21 protein-coding genes are annotated in these 20,215 nt (G+C 60.6%); 3 read left to right on the top strand and 18 right to left on the bottom strand.

Features of this window, described 5'->3' with window-relative positions; translation table 11 throughout:
• Nucleotides 1–21: 21 nt before the first annotated feature.
• From ACYQ1A_RS04170 to ACYQ1A_RS04180, 3 genes are all read right to left on the bottom strand, one after another.
• Complete coding sequence (locus ACYQ1A_RS04170; RefSeq protein WP_499360458.1) at nt 22–720, bottom strand: GNAT family N-acetyltransferase; 699 nt, start codon at nt 718–720, stop codon at nt 22–24.
• A 98-nt stretch (nt 721–818) separates the two neighbouring features.
• Nucleotides 819–1,898 carry a calcium:cation antiporter gene (locus ACYQ1A_RS04175; RefSeq protein ID WP_499360460.1) on the bottom strand — a complete coding sequence of 360 codons (1,080 nt, stop codon included), beginning with the start codon at nt 1,896–1,898 and terminating at the stop codon, nt 819–821.
• Between the two features lie 154 nt (nt 1,899–2,052).
• Nucleotides 2,053–4,143, bottom strand: a complete 2,091-nt coding sequence (locus tag ACYQ1A_RS04180; protein WP_499360462.1) for an ATP-dependent helicase — start codon at nt 4,141–4,143, stop codon at nt 2,053–2,055.
• A gap of 215 nt (nt 4,144–4,358) precedes the next feature.
• On the opposite strand from ACYQ1A_RS04180, the gene ACYQ1A_RS04185 reads away from it, so the two are divergent.
• The gene (locus ACYQ1A_RS04185) at nt 4,359–5,693 is read left to right on the top strand and encodes a DUF6445 family protein (protein ID WP_499360464.1); all 1,335 of its coding nucleotides are present in this window, start codon (nt 4,359–4,361) and stop codon (nt 5,691–5,693) included.
• 48 nt (nt 5,694–5,741) lie between these two features.
• On the opposite strand, the gene ACYQ1A_RS04190 is transcribed toward ACYQ1A_RS04185, so the two are convergent.
• The 14 genes from ACYQ1A_RS04190 to ACYQ1A_RS04255 all read right to left on the bottom strand — a co-directional run bounded on the left by ACYQ1A_RS04190 (nt 5,742) and on the right by ACYQ1A_RS04255 (nt 16,835).
• Nucleotides 5,742–6,629: a tyrosine recombinase XerC gene (locus tag ACYQ1A_RS04190; protein WP_499360466.1), complete on the bottom strand. Its 888-nt coding sequence runs from the start codon at nt 6,627–6,629 to the stop codon at nt 5,742–5,744.
• A 5-nt stretch (nt 6,630–6,634) separates the two neighbouring features.
• Complete coding sequence (locus tag ACYQ1A_RS04195; RefSeq protein WP_499360468.1) at nt 6,635–7,324, bottom strand: DUF484 family protein; 690 nt, start codon at nt 7,322–7,324, stop codon at nt 6,635–6,637.
• Between the two features lie 39 nt (nt 7,325–7,363).
• The gene (gene dapF / locus ACYQ1A_RS04200; RefSeq protein WP_062222652.1) at nt 7,364–8,194 is read right to left on the bottom strand and encodes a diaminopimelate epimerase; all 831 of its coding nucleotides are present in this window, start codon (nt 8,192–8,194) and stop codon (nt 7,364–7,366) included.
• Between the two features lie 67 nt (nt 8,195–8,261).
• The gene (locus ACYQ1A_RS04205) at nt 8,262–8,675 is read right to left on the bottom strand and encodes a CoA-binding protein (RefSeq protein ID WP_062222650.1); all 414 of its coding nucleotides are present in this window, start codon (nt 8,673–8,675) and stop codon (nt 8,262–8,264) included.
• A gap of 32 nt (nt 8,676–8,707) precedes the next feature.
• Nucleotides 8,708–9,091 carry a Rid family detoxifying hydrolase gene (locus ACYQ1A_RS04210; RefSeq protein ID WP_062222648.1) on the bottom strand — a complete coding sequence of 128 codons (384 nt, stop codon included), beginning with the start codon at nt 9,089–9,091 and terminating at the stop codon, nt 8,708–8,710.
• A gap of 90 nt (nt 9,092–9,181) precedes the next feature.
• Nucleotides 9,182–9,898 carry an aspartate/glutamate racemase family protein gene (locus ACYQ1A_RS04215; protein ID WP_062222646.1) on the bottom strand — a complete coding sequence of 239 codons (717 nt, stop codon included), beginning with the start codon at nt 9,896–9,898 and terminating at the stop codon, nt 9,182–9,184.
• Between the two features lie 72 nt (nt 9,899–9,970).
• On the bottom strand, nt 9,971–11,164 hold the full coding sequence (gene hemW / locus ACYQ1A_RS04220; protein ID WP_499360472.1) for a radical SAM family heme chaperone HemW: 1,194 nt from the start codon (nt 11,162–11,164) through the stop codon (nt 9,971–9,973).
• Between the two features lie 60 nt (nt 11,165–11,224).
• Nucleotides 11,225–11,968, bottom strand: coding sequence for a metallophosphoesterase family protein (locus ACYQ1A_RS04225; protein ID WP_499360474.1), 744 nt, complete (start codon nt 11,966–11,968; stop codon nt 11,225–11,227).
• Between the two features lie 23 nt (nt 11,969–11,991).
• Nucleotides 11,992–12,213 carry a hypothetical protein gene (locus ACYQ1A_RS04230; RefSeq protein WP_053937198.1) on the bottom strand — a complete coding sequence of 74 codons (222 nt, stop codon included), beginning with the start codon at nt 12,211–12,213 and terminating at the stop codon, nt 11,992–11,994.
• A 3-nt stretch (nt 12,214–12,216) separates the two neighbouring features.
• A complete protein-coding gene (rdgB, locus tag ACYQ1A_RS04235) occupies nt 12,217–12,810 on the bottom strand; it encodes an RdgB/HAM1 family non-canonical purine NTP pyrophosphatase (RefSeq protein WP_499360476.1) in 594 nt (197 codons plus the stop codon).
• A gap of 104 nt (nt 12,811–12,914) precedes the next feature.
• Nucleotides 12,915–13,967 (bottom strand): tRNA dihydrouridine(20/20a) synthase DusA, encoded by a 1,053-nt coding sequence (gene dusA / locus ACYQ1A_RS04240; RefSeq protein ID WP_499360478.1) that lies wholly within the window; start codon nt 13,965–13,967, stop codon nt 12,915–12,917.
• Between the two features lie 174 nt (nt 13,968–14,141).
• Nucleotides 14,142–14,858, bottom strand: a complete 717-nt coding sequence (rph, locus tag ACYQ1A_RS04245; protein ID WP_499360479.1) for a ribonuclease PH — start codon at nt 14,856–14,858, stop codon at nt 14,142–14,144.
• Between the two features lie 100 nt (nt 14,859–14,958).
• The gene (locus tag ACYQ1A_RS04250) at nt 14,959–15,870 is read right to left on the bottom strand and encodes a PP2C family protein-serine/threonine phosphatase (protein ID WP_499360481.1); all 912 of its coding nucleotides are present in this window, start codon (nt 15,868–15,870) and stop codon (nt 14,959–14,961) included.
• Nucleotides 15,867–16,835: a serine/threonine protein kinase gene (locus tag ACYQ1A_RS04255; RefSeq protein WP_499360483.1), complete on the bottom strand. Its 969-nt coding sequence runs from the start codon at nt 16,833–16,835 to the stop codon at nt 15,867–15,869. Before ACYQ1A_RS04255 ends, ACYQ1A_RS04250 begins: the two co-directional genes overlap by 4 nt.
• 208 nt (nt 16,836–17,043) lie before the next feature.
• Here ACYQ1A_RS04255 and ACYQ1A_RS04260 point away from each other — a divergent pair, with 208 nt between their 5' ends.
• Complete coding sequence (locus ACYQ1A_RS04260) at nt 17,044–17,898, top strand: YicC/YloC family endoribonuclease (RefSeq protein WP_499360485.1); 855 nt, start codon at nt 17,044–17,046, stop codon at nt 17,896–17,898.
• Nucleotides 17,899–18,112: 214 nt separating this feature from the next.
• The gene (locus ACYQ1A_RS04265) at nt 18,113–19,030 is read left to right on the top strand and encodes a DUF2628 domain-containing protein (protein WP_499360486.1); all 918 of its coding nucleotides are present in this window, start codon (nt 18,113–18,115) and stop codon (nt 19,028–19,030) included.
• A gap of 52 nt (nt 19,031–19,082) precedes the next feature.
• On the opposite strand, the gene ACYQ1A_RS04270 is transcribed toward ACYQ1A_RS04265, so the two are convergent.
• Nucleotides 19,083–20,006 carry a DMT family transporter gene (locus ACYQ1A_RS04270; protein WP_499360488.1) on the bottom strand — a complete coding sequence of 308 codons (924 nt, stop codon included), beginning with the start codon at nt 20,004–20,006 and terminating at the stop codon, nt 19,083–19,085.
• Between the last annotated feature and the right edge of the window lie 209 nt (nt 20,007–20,215).

The raw sequence follows: 20,215 nt of genomic DNA on the forward strand, positions 1-20,215 counted from the left end.
TCTGTTGCGGCTGGCGCGCGGTTAGCGCATCTGCAAGCGGCTGCGCTGCTGGCCCTGCGCATCAAAATTGGCGTCATCCAGCCAGCGCTCAAACTCGGTCTGCAGGGCGGGCCATTCGCTGTCGATAATCGAATACCAATCGGTATCGCGATTGCGGCCTTTGTTGACGGTGGCCTGGCGGAAAGTGCCCTCGAAGGTAAAACCCAGTCGCTCGGCCGCGGCTTTGGAAGGCAGATTAAGGCTGTTGCACTTCCATTCATAGCGCCGATAGCCCAGCGCGAACGCGTTGCGCATAAACAGGAACATCGCCGCCGTCGCCAGCTTGCTGCGTTGGAGCGCGGGCGCAAAACTGAGCCAGCCGATTTCGATACTGCCCGCGTCCGGCGCGATGCGCAGATAAGCCGCCATGCCCAATGCCTTGCCGCTGGCGGCGTCGACAATGGCGTAATACTGCGGATCGCGCGCGGTCTCGCGGCTGCGCACGCAATCGACAAAAGCGGCTTGATCGGCGAAGGGGCCGACGGTCAGGTAGGTCCAGGTTTTGCCTTGCGGGTCAGCCAGAAACGCCTGCCACAAACTATCGGCGTGCTGTGCGGCGTTGAGCGGTTCCAGCCTGCAGCCGTAGCCGCTGATGAGTTCATGCGGCGGATGCACCGGCGGCTTCCAGTCAGGGACGGCAACGCCGAGTGGTTGACCGAATTCGTTGGTGTACGTGGGCATGCAGGCACCGGCAGCAATGAGAGAGCGGCCAGTCTAGCAGCGGCACGGCGGGCTGCATCGGTACAGATGGGCCCGCCTGGCCGTGATACAGCTGCCGCTCAGACGCCGATGGCCGCCAACATCAAGAAGGCGGCAAACAACACAAAATGCGTCAGGCCTTCGATGGCATTGGTTTCGCCGTCATGCAGGTTGATGGCCGCCGCCAGCAAGGTCAGCAGTGCCATCACCGTTTGCACGGGCGTCAGCGCCATAAAGATCGGTTCGCCGCGGATCAGCGCCAGGCCCTCGATCACCGGCACGGTCAGAATCACGGTCGATAGCGAGGCACCGAGCGCAATGTTCACCACGCCTTGCATGCGGTTGCCCAAGGCGGCGCGCAAGGCGGTCAGGATTTCCGGGCTGGCCGAAATCACCGCCACCACCAGCGCCGCGGTAATCGGCGGCACGCCCGTGCCTTTAAGCCCTGAATCCAGCAGCACCGCCATCGCTTCAGCCAGCACGCCTATCAACACCAGACCTGCAATCATGATCGCGGCCGAGGCTTTGACATTGCCGTGCTCGCCTTCTTCTTCGGCGTGGCCGTGTTTGCTGCCGTATTTGTAATTGAAGAAATACGAGTGTTTGCCGGTTTGCAGGCGCAAGAACATCGCGTACATCACCACCATCACGATGATGGTAAACACCGACCATGCGCGCCAGTGCGGCTCGGGGATGAACTCGGGCACGATCATCGACACGCCCATGGCCGTCAGGATCATCACCACATAGGTATTGCCGGAATCCAGGTTGTACGGTTGCTCGCCGTGCTTAAGCCCGCCGAGGATGGCGGCCAGACCCAGAATGCCGTTGATATCGAGCATCACCGCCGAATACACCGTGTCGCGCATCAGCGTGGGCGAGGGCGCGTGGCTGAGCATGATGGCCAGGATGACCACCTCCACCAGCACCGCCGACAGCGTCAGAATCATCGTGCCGTAGGGTTCGCCGACTTTTTCGGCCAGTACTTCGGCGTGGTGCGCCACGCGCAAGGCGGCCAGCAAGATGGCGCCAATCAACACCACCGCGCCAATCAATGCGGGCGTCTGGCCCATATTTAGTAGCGTGTGTTCCAGCGGATACGCCACCAGCGCGACAATCAGCGCCAGTAGCAGAAACTTCTCTTGTTTCAGGGCAAGCATGGATGCGAGTTTTCCGGACGATAGACAGGGTGATGGCCGCTGGTTGCGGCTCTGCACAGCAGTGTAGGGGGCGGCCTGTTACCCGGCAAATGCGACGTGTTACGTGCGCGGCCCGCCCGGTCAGCAGCCGGGCCCGGCTCTTGGTCCCACATAGTTAGTCCCACATATCGCGCATGCTGCTTTTCAGATCCACCAGCGCCTGCCGGCCCTGCGGCGTTTTCTCGGCGTTGTATTCCGGAATCGGCCAGGCTTTGCGGCCAAACAAGGGCGTCAGGCTTTCCGGGATAAACCGCGTCCGCCCGGCAAACACATGCTGATCGCCATAACGGCTTTGCTGACCGATATAAAAACGCTGCGGCACGATGATTTCGAGATGATCTTTGGCCCGCGTCATCGCCACATAGGCCAGGCGCCGTTCTTCTTCGATTTCGGCCTCGCTGCCGGTGGCCAGGTCGGACGGCAAACACCCATCGACCGCGTTGAGCAGATATACCGCGTTCCATTCCTGGCCTTTGGCGGAATGGATGGTCGACAGGATCAGATAATCCTCGTCGATCAGCGGCGGGCCGGCTTCATCGCTGGTGGCGTCGGGCGGATCGAGCGTCAGTTCGGTCAGAAAGCGTTGGCGGCTGGGGTAGGTGGCGGCGATGCGCGCCAGTTGGTCGATATCGCCCTGGCGAATCGCGGCATCTTCGTAGTTGTGCGCCAGCAACGGCGCATACCAGGCGCAGACGCTGTCAAATTCAGCGGGCCACGGCGTGCCGCCGGGCAAGGTGGCCTGCGCCAGTTGCTGAAAGCGCGCCCAATGTTCGCTGGCCGCGCCCGGCACATCCAGATGCAGAATGCCGTCCAGCACGTCTTGCATGCTGGCTAGCGCATCGAGCATGTTCGACGCGGTTTTGGGGCCGACACCGGGCAGCATTTGCAGCACGCGAAAACCACAAACGCGATCGCGCGGGTTTTCCAGCCAGCGCAGCACCGAGATCACATCCTTGACGTGGCTGGACGCCAGAAACTTGAGGCCGCCAAACTTAACGAACGGCACATTGCGCCGCGTCAGTTCGATCTCCAGCCGCGCGCTGTGATGCGAGGCGCGAAACAGCACCGCCTGGTTTTTAAGCGAGATGCCGGCTTCGCGCCGGTCCAGGATTTGCTGCGCCACGTACGCGGCCTGATCGACCTCATCGCCTACCGTCACCAGCAGTGGTTTCTCGGCGCTTTCGCGCTTGCTCCACAGCGTTTTGCTGAACAGTTCGTTGGAGAGGCCGATCACCGCATTGGCGGCTTCGAGGATGGGTTGGGTGGAACGGTAATTCTGTTCCAGCTTGATCACCTGCGCGGGCGGCGAAAACTGTTCAGGAAAATCCAGAATATTGCGCACCGTCGCGCCGCGGAAGGCGTAGATCGATTGCGCATCGTCGCCCACCACGGTCAGGCCGCGGCCATCGGGCTTGAGCGCCAGCAGCACGGTGGCTTGCAGCGGATTGGTGTCTTGATATTCATCGACCAGGATATGGTCAAAGCGCGTGCCCAGTTCCTCGGCAATCTGCGGCACTGCCACCATGCGCGCCCAATACAACAGCAGATCGTCGTAATCGAGCACGTTTTGCGCTTGCTTGGCTTCGACGTAACCGCGAAACAGGCGCTTGAGTTCGTTTTCCCACTCGACGGCCCAGCTGAAACTGCGTTGCAGCACATCGGCCAGCGGCGCGCGCGTGTTGATGACGGCGGAGTAGATGGCGAGGCAAGTGGCCTTGGCCGGAAAGCGTTTTTCTTTGCTGGCCAGGCCCAGTTCGTTGCGTACCAGGTTCATCAGATCGGCCGCGTCTTCGCGATCATGGATGGTAAAGCTCACATCCAGCCCGATCTGCGGCGCGTATTCGCGCAGCAAGCGCGCGCCGATGCCATGGAAAGTGCCCGCCCAATTCAGTTTGATTTGCGCCAGCCGCGCGTGCGTATTGCCGATCTGGCGCACGATGCGCTCGGCCCGGCGCGCCATTTCTTCGGCGCCGCGACGCGAGAAGGTGAGCAGCAAAATTGAATCGGGCGCCGCGCCTTCGATCAGCAAATGCGCCACGCGATGCGCCAGCGTGTTGGTTTTGCCCGAGCCTGCCCCCGCGATCACCAGCAGCGGGCCGTTGCCTTTTTCTGCCGCGGCGGGGCCGGTGCCAAACTCGGCGGCACTGCGTTGTGCCGGGTTCAGGCGATCCAGATAGTGGGGAGCGAGCGTAGCGGTATCAGACACGGCGATAGACATTATCGTAAGCGGCAACGGCGCATTATAGAACGCTTGTTCTCTGATCGGCGCACCATCGGGCGGGCGACGCGGCATTGCTGACATTGCGGCGCGCTGGTTACAAAAAACGCGCCACGTCGGGTGCTTTGTGGATGGACTGGTGCGTCCAGTCTTAGCAGAATGGGCGTTTTGCAGAACAGCGCCTTACGGCACAAGGTCATCACATGGGTGAGAAGAAACGCAAACTGGCCGCAGGCAATGTCGCGGTCGCCACCGGCCCCGCAGAGCGCGCGCAACAAGTGGTGGTACAAGGTTTGCAGGTGCATCGCCAAGGGCGGCTGGCCGATGCGCTGGCGCTTTATCAAAAAGCGCTGACCATCAAGCCCGACCACGCCGAAGCCATCCATTACCAAGGCCTGGCGCTGGCTAGCATGGGCCAGGGCGCAGTGGGCGCAGCTTTGTTGCAGAAGTCGCTGGCGCTGGCACCCGACCATGCCGAATTCCATTTCAATACCGCGCAGTTTCTGCGCCCGCATGACCCGTTTGCTGCGGCCACGCATTTCTATCGCGCCCATGAAATCGCCCCAGCCGACCCCCTGTATGCGCTGGGCTACGCCGAACATTTGCTGACCAAACCCGACGCCCCGGCCGCGCTCGAGGTGTTGCTGAGCACCGCGCGGCTGGCGATGGAAGACTTTGCCCTGGCCGAGCGTATTGTGGCGCTGGCGTACGAGCTGGACCAGGTCGAAATCGCCAGCGAATTTGCCGCCCGCGCGCGCACGCTGAAGCCCGAAGACGAAGGCAAATTCCGCGTCGGTTTTGCGCGCCCGCAAGCGGGCGTCAAGCCGGTGGAGACCACCTTGTCGGCGGCTGATTTAAAAGCCGATATGGATGACGCACAGCTGGCGCAGTTTGTGGCCGAGCGCGATCTGCATGTGATTGATAACGTCATGGCGGACCCCGTGGCATGGCGTGAACACGCGCTGGCGCAAGAATTCCATGCCCAGGTTTATGCCGGGCAAAACTATCCTGGCGTGCAAACCGAAGGCCAGCCGGCCGAAGCCACCATGCAGTTGTTGGCCAATGTGCTGGGCCGCACCGTCAAATGGTCGTCGCCGGATAACGGTGCGTTTCGAGTCAGCTTTGCGGAATCGGAAGCGCGCACCGATATCCACATCGATAACGAAGCCGAAGATGGCAGCCGCTGCTACGCCGCCGTGCTGTATCTGAACGCGCCCGAGCATTGCCATGGCGGCACCATGTTCTGGCGGCATCAGGAAACCGGCTGGCAAAAGCGCCCGCTGGATAGTGAACTGGCCGCAGCGGGCTACGCGGGGCTGGCCGATTTCCATGCGCGCTGCTTATCCAACGACCGCAGCCAGCCGTTTAACGAACTGGCCGCCCGCCGCGCCACGTGGACGCCCACCGCTGAGCTGCCGATGCAATCCAACCGGCTGGTGACGTATCGCGGCGATTACTATCACTCGCTGAGCAATGTGTTTGGCTCGACCATGCAGGATGGGCGACTGGTGCAGCTGTTTTTCTTTGATGTGGTTTGATGGCTGCGCCGGGTTCGACGCAAATTTGAGCAACGTTGCCTTGGGTGGCTACGGTTTGCGTTTGGCGCGCGGGTGGGTGCTGTCGTAGGTTTTGGCCAGCACTTGCCAGTCCAGATGCGTATAGACCTGGGTGGTCGATAGATTCTGGTGCCCCAGCAATTCCTGCACCGCGCGCAGATCGCCCGAGCTTTGCAGCAAATGGGTGGCGCAACTGTGGCGTAGTTTGTGCGGGAATAACGGTTCGGTCAGCCCCAGCCGTTCTTCCCACGTTTTAAGTCGCGCGCGCACGGCGCGGGTGGTCAGACCTTTACCCAGCTTGCTGACAAACACGGTGGTGCAATCGGGCGACGCCCATAGCCCGCGATAGCTCAGCCAGTGCTGCAGCGCCTCGATTGCTTTGCTGCCGATGGGCACCTGGCGGGTTTTATTGCCCTTGCCGGTTACGCGGGCCAGGCCGCTGCGCAAGTCCAGATCCGGCAAGCTGATGCTCACCAGCTCCGACACCCGCAAGCCCGAGGAATACGCCAGCTCGCAAATGGCCTTGTCGCGCGCTGAAATTGTGTCGTCGTCGGGCAGATGGTCGAGCAAACCGGCGGCGCTGTCGGTGCTCATGGTTTTGGGCAGGCGCTGGCGCTTTTTGGGTGAGCGTACGCTGGCGGCCGGATTGGCGGCCCATCCCAGATCGCGCGTCATCAGCTTGAAGAACGTACGCCACGCCGATAGCGCGCGGCCTATCGTATAAGCGGACAGATTGCGCGACGCCAATTGCCGCACAAAGGCGCGGATTTCCAGCGGGCCGAGCTTGGATAGCTCGCGCTCGCCCGCCAGTTCGATCAGCAACTGCAAATCGCGCGCATACGCCTGGCGCGTGTGCGCACTGGCGCCGCGTTCACCGCTCAGGTAGCGATCAAAGCGGGCCAGCAGATCGGCGTGCATGCTGCTTATTCGGCCACGGGCAGCGTGGTGCTGACCGGCGCGGTGTGCGGTACCACGCGGCGCACTGCGGCGGACACCAGCTCGGACAGGCGCTGCAAATACAGCGTGCCCATATCGGGGTAAAAGCGCTCGGCGTCCGGGCTGGCCATCACCATAATGCCGAACGGTTCTTCGCCGGTTTTAAGCGCAAACAGCGCAAACGAACGCAACTCGACGCCTTCGTCTTCAAACCAGGCCGTCACTTCATCCGTCACATACGGGCCGCAATACGGCGACACCAGATTGGCGGCCAGCTTGTGCACGGCTTCGGCCACCGGGGCAAATTCGCGCAGATGGCGGTCGGACGTGGGCAGCCACAAACGTAATGCCACATGCGGCACCAGAAAGCGTTCTTTCAGATGGTATTCCAGCGTGCCGATAATGCTGCCGAGGTCATCGGCCTGCATCAGGCTTACCGTCAGGCCATGCAGCATGTCCGAGATGACGTCGTTTTCTTCACCAAATTGCAGCAGCTCGCCCAGACGTACTTCCAGCGCGCGGTTTTTGTCGCGCAGCGTTTGCAACTGGCGCTCGGCCAGCGAGACCGCCTGGCCATGGTGGCTGTGCGGCACAAAAATATCGGCGACTTCGTCGGCGTAATCATCAAAAAAACCCGGGTTGCTTTGCAACCACGTCATTACCTCATGCGCTTGCATGGTGTGTTCCTGGTTAGGTCTGCGCGCTGGGGCGCTTGTTCAGATTTCTACAGTGCCCTGGAAAACCGTGACGGCCGAGCCGGTCATCAGCACCGGCTGGCCGGGGCCGCGCCAGGTGATATCGACGTTGCCGCCGCGAGTGGTGACGGTGACGGTTGCATCCAGCAGCCCACGGCGGATACCGCTCACCACCGCCGCGCAAGCGCCAGTGCCGCACGCGATGGTTTCGCCCACACCGCGTTCATACACCCGCAAACGCACGGCATTGCGCGACAGAATCTGCATAAAGCCGGCGTTAACGCGCGCCGGAAACCGCGGGTGGTATTCAATCAACGGGCCCTGGCGTTCGACCACGCCATCGTCGATATCGGCCAGCACTTGCACTGCATGCGGGTTGCCCATCGACACCACGCTGACGCTGACGGTTTCGTCGCCCACTTGCAGCGGATGTTCGATCTGGTCTTCGTCGGCCACAAACGGAATCTGGCGCGGGGCAAAGCGCGGTTCGCCCATATCGACGGTAACCAGGCCATTGGCCTCCAGCCTGGGCTTGATGATGCCGGTGGCCACTTCCACCGAAATTTCGGTTTTGTCGGTCAGGCCGCGCTCGGTGACATAACGCACAAAACAGCGCGCGCCGTTGCCGCATTGCTCCACTTCGCCACCGTCGTTATTAAAGATGCGATAGCGGAAATCATGGGCCGGGTCGGTTGGCTTTTCCACCAGCAAAAGCTGGTCAAAGCCGATGCCAAAATGGCGATCGCCCAGCTGCCGGATTTGCTCCGGGGTGAGCGTAAACGGCTGGTTGATGCCATCGAGCACGATAAAGTCGTTGCCGAGGCCCTGCATTTTGGTAAACGAAAGCGTCATGGCTGGGTAACGTCGCCTGAAAATAAGAACAATCTGTATGGACTATGCCGTGTCTTGCGCGCGACGGCTAGGCAAGCAGCCGGGCATAGTCGATCTTGATACACCGATCCATCACCACCACCAGCCCGGCATCCTGGGCGCGTTGCGCCGCGGCTTCGTTAACAATGCCCAGCTGGATCCAGATCGCCGGGGCCTTGATGGCGATGGCTTCGTCCACCACCGCGTCGATTTCTTCGGCGCGCCGGAACACGTTAACCAGATCCACCGGGCCGGGAATGCTGGCCAGATCGGGGTACGCTTTCTCGCCCAGTACCTCGGCCACCAGCGGCCGCACCGGCACAATCTGATAACCCGCGCGTTGCATTACTTGCGACACGCCATAGCTGGGGCGATCGGGCTTGGGCGACAGACCCACCACGGCAATACGGCGCACGCGCTGCAACAGCGCGCGGATTTCGGCATCGGACGGATTGCGGAACATGGTGGGCTCCGGGGATGAGTTAACGCGGCAAATTAACGGCTGAGCACCAGCACGGCATCGGCTTCTACCACAGCGCCTTTGGGCAATGCGGCGGCCTGGATGGCGGCGCGGGCGGGGAAGGGCTCGCTGAAATACTCGGTCATGATTTCGTTAAGGCGGGCAAAGTTGGCCAGGTCGGTGACAAACACGCCCAGTTTGACGATATCGGACAAATCGCCACCGGCCGCTTGCGCCACTGCGCGCAGGTTTTTGAACACTTGATGCGCTTGCGCTTCAAAGCCCTCGACCAGCACATTGCTGACCGGGTCCAGCCCGATCTGGCCCGACAAATACACGGTATCGCCCACGCGCACGGCTTGCGAATACGGGCCGACGGCTTTGGGGGCGGCGTCGCTATGGATGATGGTCTTGCTCATGGGGGCTCCGGCTCAGTCGTTAGGATTGCGAGGTGGAAAGGCAAGCGGGCAGTTTACCTGCCGCTCGGCATGGATGGAAACGCCTGCTGGCTATGCCAGCGCGGTGGGCCCGCTGACTTCACGCAACATCCAGCGCGCGGCGTATTCGGCGTGCAGCTGCGCGGTATCAAACAGCGGTAGCGCGCTATCGGCCTGAGTCAGCAACAAACCGATTTCGGTGCAGCCGAGGATGATGCCTTCCGCGCCTTGCAAAGTCAGCGTGGCGATCTCTTGTTGATAGATAGCGCGCGAGGTGGGCTCGACGATGCCTTTGACCAGCTCGTCATAGATGATGCGATGCACGACATCGCGGCCGTCTTCATCCGGCACCAGAATCTGCAGGCCATTTTCGCGCAATGGCTTGTGCAGAAAATCCTGTTCCATCGTATAGCGCGTGCCCAGCAAACCCAGTTTGACCAGCCCGGCTTGCGCCACGGCGGCGGCGGTGCAATCGGCGATATGCAACAGCGGGATATCGATGGCGGCTTCGATGATCGGCGCCACTTTGTGCATGGTGTTGGCGCAAATCACCAGGCCTTCGGCACCGGCCGCTTGCAGTTTGACGGCGGCCGCCGCCAGCAACGCGCCCGCTTCATCCCATGCGCCAGCGCGCTGCAAGGCTTCGATCTCGGCAAAATCCACCGAGTGCAGCAGCAGTCGCGCACTGTGCACACCGCCCAGGCGCTGGCCGACAATGCGATTGATGGTCTGGTAATAGCTGACCGTGGATTCCCAACTCATACCGCCCAGAAGGCCTAGCGTGCGCATAAAGACGTGGTCCGTGTGGATGACGGCTTATCCTGCCACGGAAACGCGCGTTTGGGCACGCCAGCGCTGCGCTCAATCGGGTAGGAAGCGCTCCAGCAAGGTATTGAGAAAACGCTGGCCACGCAGGGTGGGGCGGATGCGGTGGAGGTCGTTGGGGTCGCGCTCCAGCAAGCCATCCGCCGTGGCGCGTTCGATTTCGTGGATCACGCGCGTTAACGGCAGGCCGGTGCGTTGGGTAAACAGATCCAGATCAAAGCCATCCACCAGGCGCAGCGCGTTGAGCATGAACTCAAATGGCAGTTGCTCCAGCGTCACTTGTTCTTCGGTTTGCACTGCGTTGCCCGCGGCCATTTGCGCCAGATATTCGCCGGGCTGCTTGTAGCGCATCTGGCGAATGATGCGATCGTGAAAACTGATCTTGCCGTGCGCGCCCGCGCCGATGCCGATGTAATCGCCAAATTTCCAGTAATTAAGGTTGTGTTTAGCCTGGCGGCCCGGGCGGCAAAAGGCGCTGGTCTCGTAATGTTCAAAGCCGGCGTTAGCCAGATGCTGCTCGATGGCTTCCTGCATATCGGCGGCGGTGTCGTCGTCGGGCAAGGCCGGGGGATAGCGATGGAACAGCGTGTTGGGTTCCAGCGTTAAGTGGTAGGCCGATAAATGCGTGGGGCCCGCGGCAATGGCGGTATCGATATCGCTGAGCGCTTGCGCCAGCGTTTGCTGCGGCAGCGCATACATGATGTCGAGGTTGAAGTTATCGAAATGACGCTTGGCGATTTCGATGGCCTTATGGGCTTCGTCATCGTTATGGATGCGGCCCAATGCCTGCAGATGGCCCGCATTAAAGCTCTGGATGCCGATCGAAAGCCGGTTGATGCCGGCAGCGCGATATCCGGCGAATTTGTCCGCCTCAAACGTGCCGGGGTTGGCTTCCATGGTGATTTCAGCATCAGGCTGCAAGCGTACGCGCGCCCGGATGCCTGCCAGCAATTGCTCCATTGCTTCTGCCGAGAACAGGCTGGGCGTGCCGCCGCCCATAAAAATGGTGCTGACCTGGCGACCCCAGGTCAGCGGCAGACAGGTTTCCAGATCGCGTAATAGCGCGTCGATGTATTGCGCCTCCGGCACGCCTTCGCGCAACGTGTGCGAATTGAAATCGCAGTACGGGCATTTTTTAACGCACCACGGAAAGTGGATATACAGCGCTAACGGCGGCAGCGCGGTCATCTGCCAGGTGCTGCTGGAAACGGGCATCGAAATGGATTGCATGGGGCGGGTTCTGCTTTTGCGGTACAGCGGGTGAAAGAGGGGCGGAGGATTCCAGCGCGATCACAGCGGCGGCATATAGCCGGTCAGCAAGGCGTGCGCCCAGTCGGGACGATTACGCGCGCTGGCAGCGGCCGCCGCTTTGGCGTGGTCATACGGCACCGCCAGTAATTCGGCGTGCCAGGCTTTATCGATACATTCGCAGATGGCATAGCGCGCATGCGGGCTGCCGTTTTCAATCAGATGAAAATGCGGCTGGTCGTCGTCATACGCGGGCAAGCCCACGCTGCCCGGGTTAACAATCAGCTGGCCGCTTGCTGTGCTGACCACCCGTGGCACATGGGTATGGCCACAAGCGATCAGACGCGCGTCGGTGTCGCCGAGCCGCGCTGTGATTTCGGCCGCAGTTGCCAGGCGCACGCCGCCCGGTTCGACTGTTTCCAGCAAATAATGCAGATCGCTGTCTGGCGTGCCGTGGCAGAGCAACACTTGCGGTCCCAGCCTTGCGGTCTGCGGCAAGCCCGCCATCCACTTCAATACTGCGGCGTTAAGTTGGCTATGGGCATAGACATCAGACGGGCCCCGCCGGGCCGGATCAAAATCCAGCAACTGGCGCTCATGATTGCCCGCCAGATGGATCCACGGCTGGCGCATCAAAAATTCTGCGGTTTCCAGCGGCCAGAGCGGACCGGACAAACTATCGCCCAGGTTAACCACCGTGCTGACGCCGCGCCGGTGCACGTCGCGCAACACGGCTTCCAGCGCCGGCAGATTGCCGTGGATATCCGAAACCAGTGCGAACTTCATGTTTGCCTCCTGCCGGACGACAGTCAGCGGCCCGCCCACGGGTTGGCCAGCCGGTCGACCATCTGGTGCAGGAGTTCGCGCATCTGGTTCTCGGAGACTTCCATCAACAGCCCGTCTTCGAGCGCATCCTGCATTTGCTGAGCGATTTCATCGAGGTTTTCGTTCATCACCTTCACTTTCTCGGTGCACGACACCACGCTGCCATCATCGCGCCGATAAATCGCCCAACGCTTTTCATCACTCATCGCTTAAAAACCTTCCTGACGCAATTTTTCAATCAGCACGGCCAAGGCCCTGCCTCGATGCGAGATGGGGCCTTTTTCATCGACGGACAACTGGGCCACGGTGCGATCGAGTTCGGGAATATAAAACAGCGGGTCGTAACCAAAGCCGCCTTCGCCGCGCGGCGCATTCAGCAGCACGCCATGCAGGCTGCCGTCGGCGATCACCGGTTGCGGATCGTCGGCGTGGCGCACCAGCACCAGCGCGGCGTAATACCAGGCTCGCCGATCGGACTGCCCGGCCATATCGGCCAGCACTTTTTTGTTATTAGCCGCATCGGATTTGGGTTCGCCGGCATAACGCGCCGACAACACGCCGGGCGCGCCGCCCAACGCCGCCACGCAAATGCCGGAATCGTCGGCCAGCGCGGGCAAGCCGGTGATGCGCGCGGCGTGGCGCGCCTTGGTCAGCGCGTTTTCGATAAAGGTGAAATACGGTTCTTCGGCCTCGGGCACGCCGAGTTCGCCTTGCGGCACGATCTCGAGTTCGAGCGGTGCGAACAAACGTTGGAATTCACGGACTTTGCCCGCGTTATTGCTGGCGAGAACGATGCGTTGCATAGGTGGGATGAATCCAGTGTGGCGGGGCCGAAAGGAAAAAAGCGCGAAAGCCGCAGGCGGCATTTTCGCGCTTTATCGGGGCGGGTGTCACCAGGCGGGGCGGCTTAATCGGCCAGCGGCGCGGTCGCGGCGTGGGCGCTGGCCTCTGCGGGCTGGGGCTCGCGCGGCGCCACTTCACGCATCGCTTGCTCAATCAAACGCCAGTCCGCGTTCTTCAGCAATTTGGCGTCGGACAACATGCGCCGCCAGTTACGCGCGCCATACACGCCCTGATACAGACCCAGCACATGGCGGGTGATAAAGCGCAACGGCGTGCCCGCTTTGAGTTCGGCTTCGATAAACGGACGCAGCGCCAACATGGCCTGATCACGCGTAATCGCGGAAGGCGCGGCACCGTAATACAGCTTATCCACCTGCGCCAGGCTAAACGGATTGTGATACGCCTCGCGCCCTATCATCACGCCATCCACATGCTGCAAATGCGCCAGACCAGCTTCATGGCTGGTGATGCCGCCGTTGATGATGATTTCCAGAGCAGGAAAATCGCGTTTGAGCTGATACACAAAATCGTATTTGAGCGGCGGTACTTCGCGATTTTCTTTGGGCGACAGGCCCTTAAGAATGGCGTTGCGCGCATGCACGATAAACGTCTGGCAGCCGGCCTCGGCCACTTGCCCGACAAAATCGCGCACGTAGCTGTATTCCTCAACCTGATCAATGCCGATGCGGTGTTTGACGGTGACATCGATATTGCGCACCGCGTCGCGCATGGCTTTGACGCCATCGGACACCAGCGTGGGCTCGGCCATCAAGCACGCGCCAAAGCTACCGGACTGCACCCGCTCGGACGGGCAACCGACGTTAAGGTTGACCTCGTCATAGCCCCAGTCTTCGGCAATGCGCGCGCAGCGCGCCAGATCAGCAGGATCGGACCCGCCCAGCTGCAGCGCCAGCGGGTTTTCGATATCGTCAAAACGCAAATGCCGCATCTTGTCGCCATGGATGATGGCGCCGGTGTTTACCATCTCGGTGTACAGCCAGGCGTGTTGCGACAGCGTGCGGGCAAAGTAGCGATAGTAGCGGTCGGTCCAGTCGAGCATCGGTGCGATGCAGTAGCGGCGGGACGGTGTAACCGGTTGTTTTGCTGCGGAATTCAAACGAGGTCCTTGCGTGCCCGGACCAGCCGGGGCGGAAAGCGGAAAGGGCGGTATTGTCTTATCCACGGGGTGGGGCGGTCAAACCGGCCGGTTAAAAGGCCGGACCCGAACGCCTCAGTGGAAGCGGATGCGCGCAGCAAAACAGCGGCCGGTGGCTCGCCCGCTCGTCGATGCTCAACCCGCCAGCGCGGTCTTCTGCAGCGCAATCAATTCCTTGATGCCTTTCTCTGCCAGATCCAGCAGCGCGTTCATTTCAGCGCGGCTGAACGGTACGCCTTCGGCGGTGCCCTGGATTTCGACAAAGTGGCCGGAGCCGGTCATCACCACGTTCATATCGGTTTCGCAGGCGGAGTCTTCCGGGTAGTCCAGGTCCAGCACCGGGGTGTCGCCCACTACGCCGACCGAGATGGCGGCGATATGTTCACGGATCGGGCTCTCCGTCAGTTTGCCGTCGGCGATCAGGCCATTGATGGCATCGGTCAGCGCCACAAAGGCGCCGGTGATGCTGGCGGTGCGGGTGCCGCCGTCGGCCTGGATCACGTCACAGTCGATCACGATCTGGCGTTCGCCCAGCTTGGCCAGATCAACCACGGCGCGCAGGCTGCGGCCGATCAGGCGCTGGATTTCCTGGGTGCGGCCCGATTGTTTGCCCTGCGCGGCTTCGCGACGCATGCGGCTGTGGGTGGAACGCGGCAGCATGCCGTATTCCGCCGTCACCCAGCCCTGGCCTTTGCCTTTAAGAAAGCTGGGGACCACTTCTTCGACCGAGGCGGTGCAGATCACTTTGGTCTCACCAAACTCAACCAGCACGCTGCCCTCGGCATGGCGGGTAAATTGGCGGGTGATGCGCACGGGGCGCAATTGGTCGGCGGGACGGTTGGATGCACGCATGATGCTGGCCTTATTGCTGGGGAAGCCGGCGATTATACGCGCTGCGGATGCTGAAGATGCTGGCCGTGCCGGGCAGGGCGCCCGGCACTTTGTACTCGCATTATTTGCTGTAGCGAGAAATGGCCGACTGGATTTCGGCAATCGCCTTTTCGATGTCGTCTTCGGTAATTTCCTCAGACTTTTTCAGATGCATCGGGTCGACGTGGGTGGCGATGGTCGATTGCTCGAGTTTTTGCGTCGAGATAAAACTGGTGCTGGAGACGCCCGCATCGTCTTCTTCATGCCAGTTGATCGCCAGCGCGGTCAGGTTGTCGCCGAATTTGCCCCCTGTCAGTTCGGCGCGGTCCATCAATTGCGGCACGGCAAACAACACCGGAAAAGCGCTGAGAAATTGCGTCATGTCTTCTTCTGACACGCTGGCCCAGAAGCCGTCGGTACACAGCAGCACCACGTCGGCATCGGACAAGGCGATCTTGCCGCCGACGTCGATTTCCGGCGGATACGAGCCGCCCAGGCAACTGTAGATCTTGTTTTTTTCCGGGTGTACGGCGGCTTCTTCGGCGGTGATCTTGCCGTCATCCAGCAGTTTGCGCACTTTGGAATGGTCGACGGTCTGCGCCAGAATCCGGCGCTGGCGCATCAGATACAAACGCGAATCACCGGCGTGCGCCCAATACGCAATTCCGTCCTGAATCACACAAGCCACGCAGGTGGTGCGGGGGATTTCCACCAGTTGATGATTGGCCGCATAGTGATAAATGGCTTCATGCGCGCGCAAAAACGCGTCGGTTAAAAACTGCGACGGGTTGGATAAAGCGGGTTGGGCTTTTTTCTGGAATTGATCAGTGACCAGTTCGACCGCAATCTGCGCGGCGACTTCACCATGCAAATGCCCACCCATGCCATCGGCCAGCACCAGTAATAGCGCATCGCGGCTATAGGAATAGCCAACGCGATCCTGATTGTATTTACGGCCGCCGGTGCGGCTGTCCTGGTAGACGCTGAATTTCATTCGCTTACCCGTGCGGGCTTGGTGGTCAAGGTTTGCCAGGTGCGGCGCAACTGGTTGATCAAAGTACGTTTGCGCGCGGGCGGCGAGCCCGGTTGCAGCAATTGCTTTTGAACCTGATGCACGCTTTGCGGGCGCAAATCCTGGTCCATCTTTAAACAACGGTCGATCAGGTTCAGCAGTTCGGGTGAATAACGATCCCCATAACGCTCCGTCAGATTAACCAGTTTGTCTTCCTTGAGCCGTTGGTCGGCGGCGGGCGGCGCGGTGCCCGCCAGGCAGGCATACATGGTGGCGCCCACGCCGTAGATATCGGTCCACGGGCCGAGCGGTTCTTTTTTGCCGTATTGCTCGGGCGCGGCAAAGCCCGGCGTATACATCGGGGCCAGCTTGGAATGTTCGGCCGTTAATGCCTGGCGTGCCGAGCCAAAGTCCAGCAATACCGGTGAGCCGTCTTTGCGGATATAGATATTGGCGGGCTTGATATCCAGATGCAGCAGCTTGTTTAAATGGACTTCGCGCAGGCCATTTAACAGGTGATAGAACACGTGCCGGATCAGTTTTTCGTCAACGCCTTCGCGGTCATGCTTGAGCTGGATTTCTTTTTGCAAGGTGCGGCCACGTTCGTATTCCATGACCATATACACGGTGTCATTGCCGCGAAAGAAATTGCGCACTCGCACGATATTGGGATGCGAGATATGCGCCAGCGTCTTGCCTTCTTCAAAGAAGCATTTAAGGCCGTGCCGAAACAGCGCCAGGTTTTCTTCGCTGGTCGCTTGTACTTGCGTGCCTTCCCGTCGCAATACCAGCGAATTAGGCAAGTACTCCTTGATGGCGACGGGATAGTCGTTCTCGTCGTGCGCCAGATACACAATACTGAAACCGCCAGCGGACAACAGCTTGGCAATCGTATAGTTCTGTAACTGGTAGCCGCGAGCCAGCGGTTGATTACTGGGCGTTGTCATCCGGGGGATTGGTTATACTCATGCTCTGCCGCGCATTGTGAGTGGCCCCCTATCTAAAGTAAATAGCGATGCTTACGAGAATTGGCGCGGCGGCGGCCGCATCAGGCTGACCGGTCATTCCGTGGGTGACCGCCCCTGATTGTGTCGTGATCCGACAACACCCGGCCTCGTGGGTATCGCGCCAAAAGGATTTGAAATGATCTTCAGCATGACCGGTTTTTCTGTGGCGCAACGCGAATTGCCCGCCGGTACCCTGACCGTCGAATTGCGCGCGGTCAACCATCGTTTTCTCGACCTGACCGTGCGCTGCCCGGAAGAATTCCGCGCTTTTGAAGGCGCCATGCGCGAGAAAATTACCGGTGGCGTGGCGCGCGGCAAGGTGGAGTGCCGCGTTGGTTTTAACGCCAACGCAGGCAGTGTGGGCGAGCTGAAACTGGACCAGGCTTTGCTGCAAGGGCTGATCGCCGCTGCCCAGGCCGCCAAGGCGCTGGCACCGGAAAGTGGCGATCTCAAACTGGGTGAATTGCTGCGCTGGCCGGGCGTGCTGACGCAATCGGCGCCGCAAGCAGAAGAACTGGGCGAAGCCTGTTTGAGCTTGTTGGGTGAAGTGATCAAGGACTTTACCGCCAGCCGCGGCCGCGAAGGCGAGAAGCTCAAAGCGCATTTACTGGAACGCGTTGCGGGCATGGAACAGATCGTGGCCGAGGTAAAACCGCGCGTGCCGCAACTGGTAGAAGACTACGAAAGCCGCCTCAAGACGCGCTTTCTGGAAGCTATGGGCACTTTGGACGACGACCGCGTGCGCCAGGAAATCGTGATGTTTGCGCAGAAGATAGACGTGGACGAAGAACTGTCGCGCCTGACCGCCCACGTGGAAGAAGTCCGCCGCATTCTGGACAAGGGCGGCGCCGTGGGTAAGCGTCTTGATTTTTTGATGCAGGAACTGAATCGCGAAGCCAATACGCTGGGTTCCAAATCGGTGTCGGTGGATACCAGCCGGGCGTCGATGGCGCTCAAGGTGTTGATTGAACAGATGCGCGAGCAAATCCAGAACCTGGAATAAGCGGCAGCCGCCGCACCATAAACCCCGCTGCGGCGGGGTTTTTTTATGGCCCGCTCGCGCAAAGGGCACGGCCATCGCCGACCAGCGTGTTGTAAATTCTGCATTACAAAAGCTTACTGGTTTGATACACGCAAATAAGCTCGGACATAATGTTTCCCACTAAAAAACATGCCCGCACGGCGCGCCAGACGCCAGGGCTTAAGGGAAGCAGCAAGTGAACGTTGAATGTCCGCAATGCGACAAAGTGAACGATACAACGGCGGACCGTTGCTATAGCTGTGGTGCCGTGCTGCGCCCGCTCACCGGCCACGAAGCGCAACAGGTCTTGTACCAGGCACTGCTGGGGCCGAGAAACCAGGATTACTATCTGGCCGAATTTATCAATTTCGACGAACAAGGCCGCGTGGGCCTGAGCTGGAACTGGGCGGCCTTGCTGGTTTCGATGTACTGGTTGCTCTATCGCAAAATGTGGCTGTGGGCCGCAGTGGCGATGGTGGTGCCGACCCTGTTGGTGACGCTGGGCTTGCTGATCCTGGTGATGTTCAGCCAGACCATAGGCATCGCCGTTATCACGGCGGTGGTGCTGGCCTTGCTGTTCGGGCCGCCTCTGGTGGCCAATGCTTTGTATTACCGGCATTGCCGCAAGCTGATCGACGAGGTCAAGACGCGGCAGCCGGATTACCTGTTGCAGATTGAAGAACTGGAACAGCGTGGTGGCGTCGCCAGTCGGCCGATCATGGCACTGGGTATCCTGGTGGCGGTGATCGTGCCGCGCATGGTGCAGGCGGTGATCGCGCCCGCTTATGACAACATCAATGGCCGGGCCAGCGTTGATGCGGCGCTGGAGTATGAACAGGCCGCAGCCACGGCGGTGGGCAAATATTATCGCCAGCATCATGAGGTGCCGCCGTCGCTCCAGGCGGCGGGCTTTGATGCTGCAATGCCAGAGGAAGTGTCCGACCTGCATCTGGATACCGCCAACGGCCAACTGGAATTGCGCTTTGGCATGGTGCGGCCGGTGACAGGCCTGCGGCTAATTCTTAGCCCGGTGGCCAATGCCAGATACGACGTCACCTGGCGCTGCCTCAGCCCCGATATCCCGCGCAAGATGTTGCCGCCGCAATGCCGCTAGCGCGCACGGCACAGGCGCAAAAAAGGCGTCCGCTCGCGGACGCCTCTGGTTTTTAGCGCAATGCCGGTCGCGGCAAACTCAAGCGCGGCAACATGCCGTTGCTGAGCGCCACGCCCGCCAACACATTGGCGAGGCCGGCCAGATGCCACCATTGCACGTGTTCGCCCAGTAGCAACATCGCCAGCACCGCGCCGAAAGCCGGAATCAGATGCATAAAGCTGCTGGCGCGCGCGGCACCGAGTTGGGCCACCGCAATGTTGTAAAACAGATAGGCCAGTACCGACGGAAAAATACCGAGGAACAGCACGATGCTGGCACTGTGCACGCTCAAAGCAGGCACGCCCTGATGCGCCCATTCCCACAGCACGGCGGGTGCCAGCATCACGGTGCCGACCAGGATAGTGGCAAACAGCATGGCAATCTTGTCGATGCCGGTGGGTACTTTGCGCAGCGTGAGCGTGTAGAGCGCCCAACATGCCACGGCGGCAAACACCCACAAGTCGCCGGGGTTCAGATTAAGGCTAAGTAATTGCGCCGGTGCGCCGTGAGTCAGGATTACAGCCACGCCGCAGAATGACAGCGCGCTGCCTATGCATTGCATCCAGCTCATGCTCTGGCCCAGAAACATGCGGCCAGCCAGCAATACCATGATCGGCACAAACGCGTTCAGCATCACCGCATTAGTGGCGGTGGTATGCGCCACGCCGCGATAAATCAGCGTATTGCATAGGGTGACCCCCAGCAGCCCCAGCACCAGCACAGTGCGCCAATGTTGCTTGAGTTGCGGCCATGCCCCACGCAGACGCGGCAAAGCCAGCGGTGCAAGGCACAGCAAAGCGAGTATCCAGCGACCAAAAGAGAGGGAGAGGGGAGAGAGTTCGCCGTTAATGGCGCGGCCGGCAACAAAGTTACCCGCCCAGAACAAGGCGGCAGCCGTGGCCAAAGGCACTGGCCGTGCAGCAAATTTGAAAGTCATGATCATTTCCGGTAGGAAATTGGCGATAGTCCTCGGCGGCTTGTGGCCATGAGGCGTGAGCGGAGTTACCCGCATGCCATAAAGCAAACGACATGCCCGGAGTGTAGAAATGGCGATGGATTAGGTCAATGCCATTGTCCTAAATGGTGACGAATGGCGTGGCGCAGCCCCACAGCGGCGCTGTAGCCGCGAGCGCTGACCCGCCGCAT

It is taken from the genome of Silvimonas sp. JCM 19000, assembly GCF_054652575.1.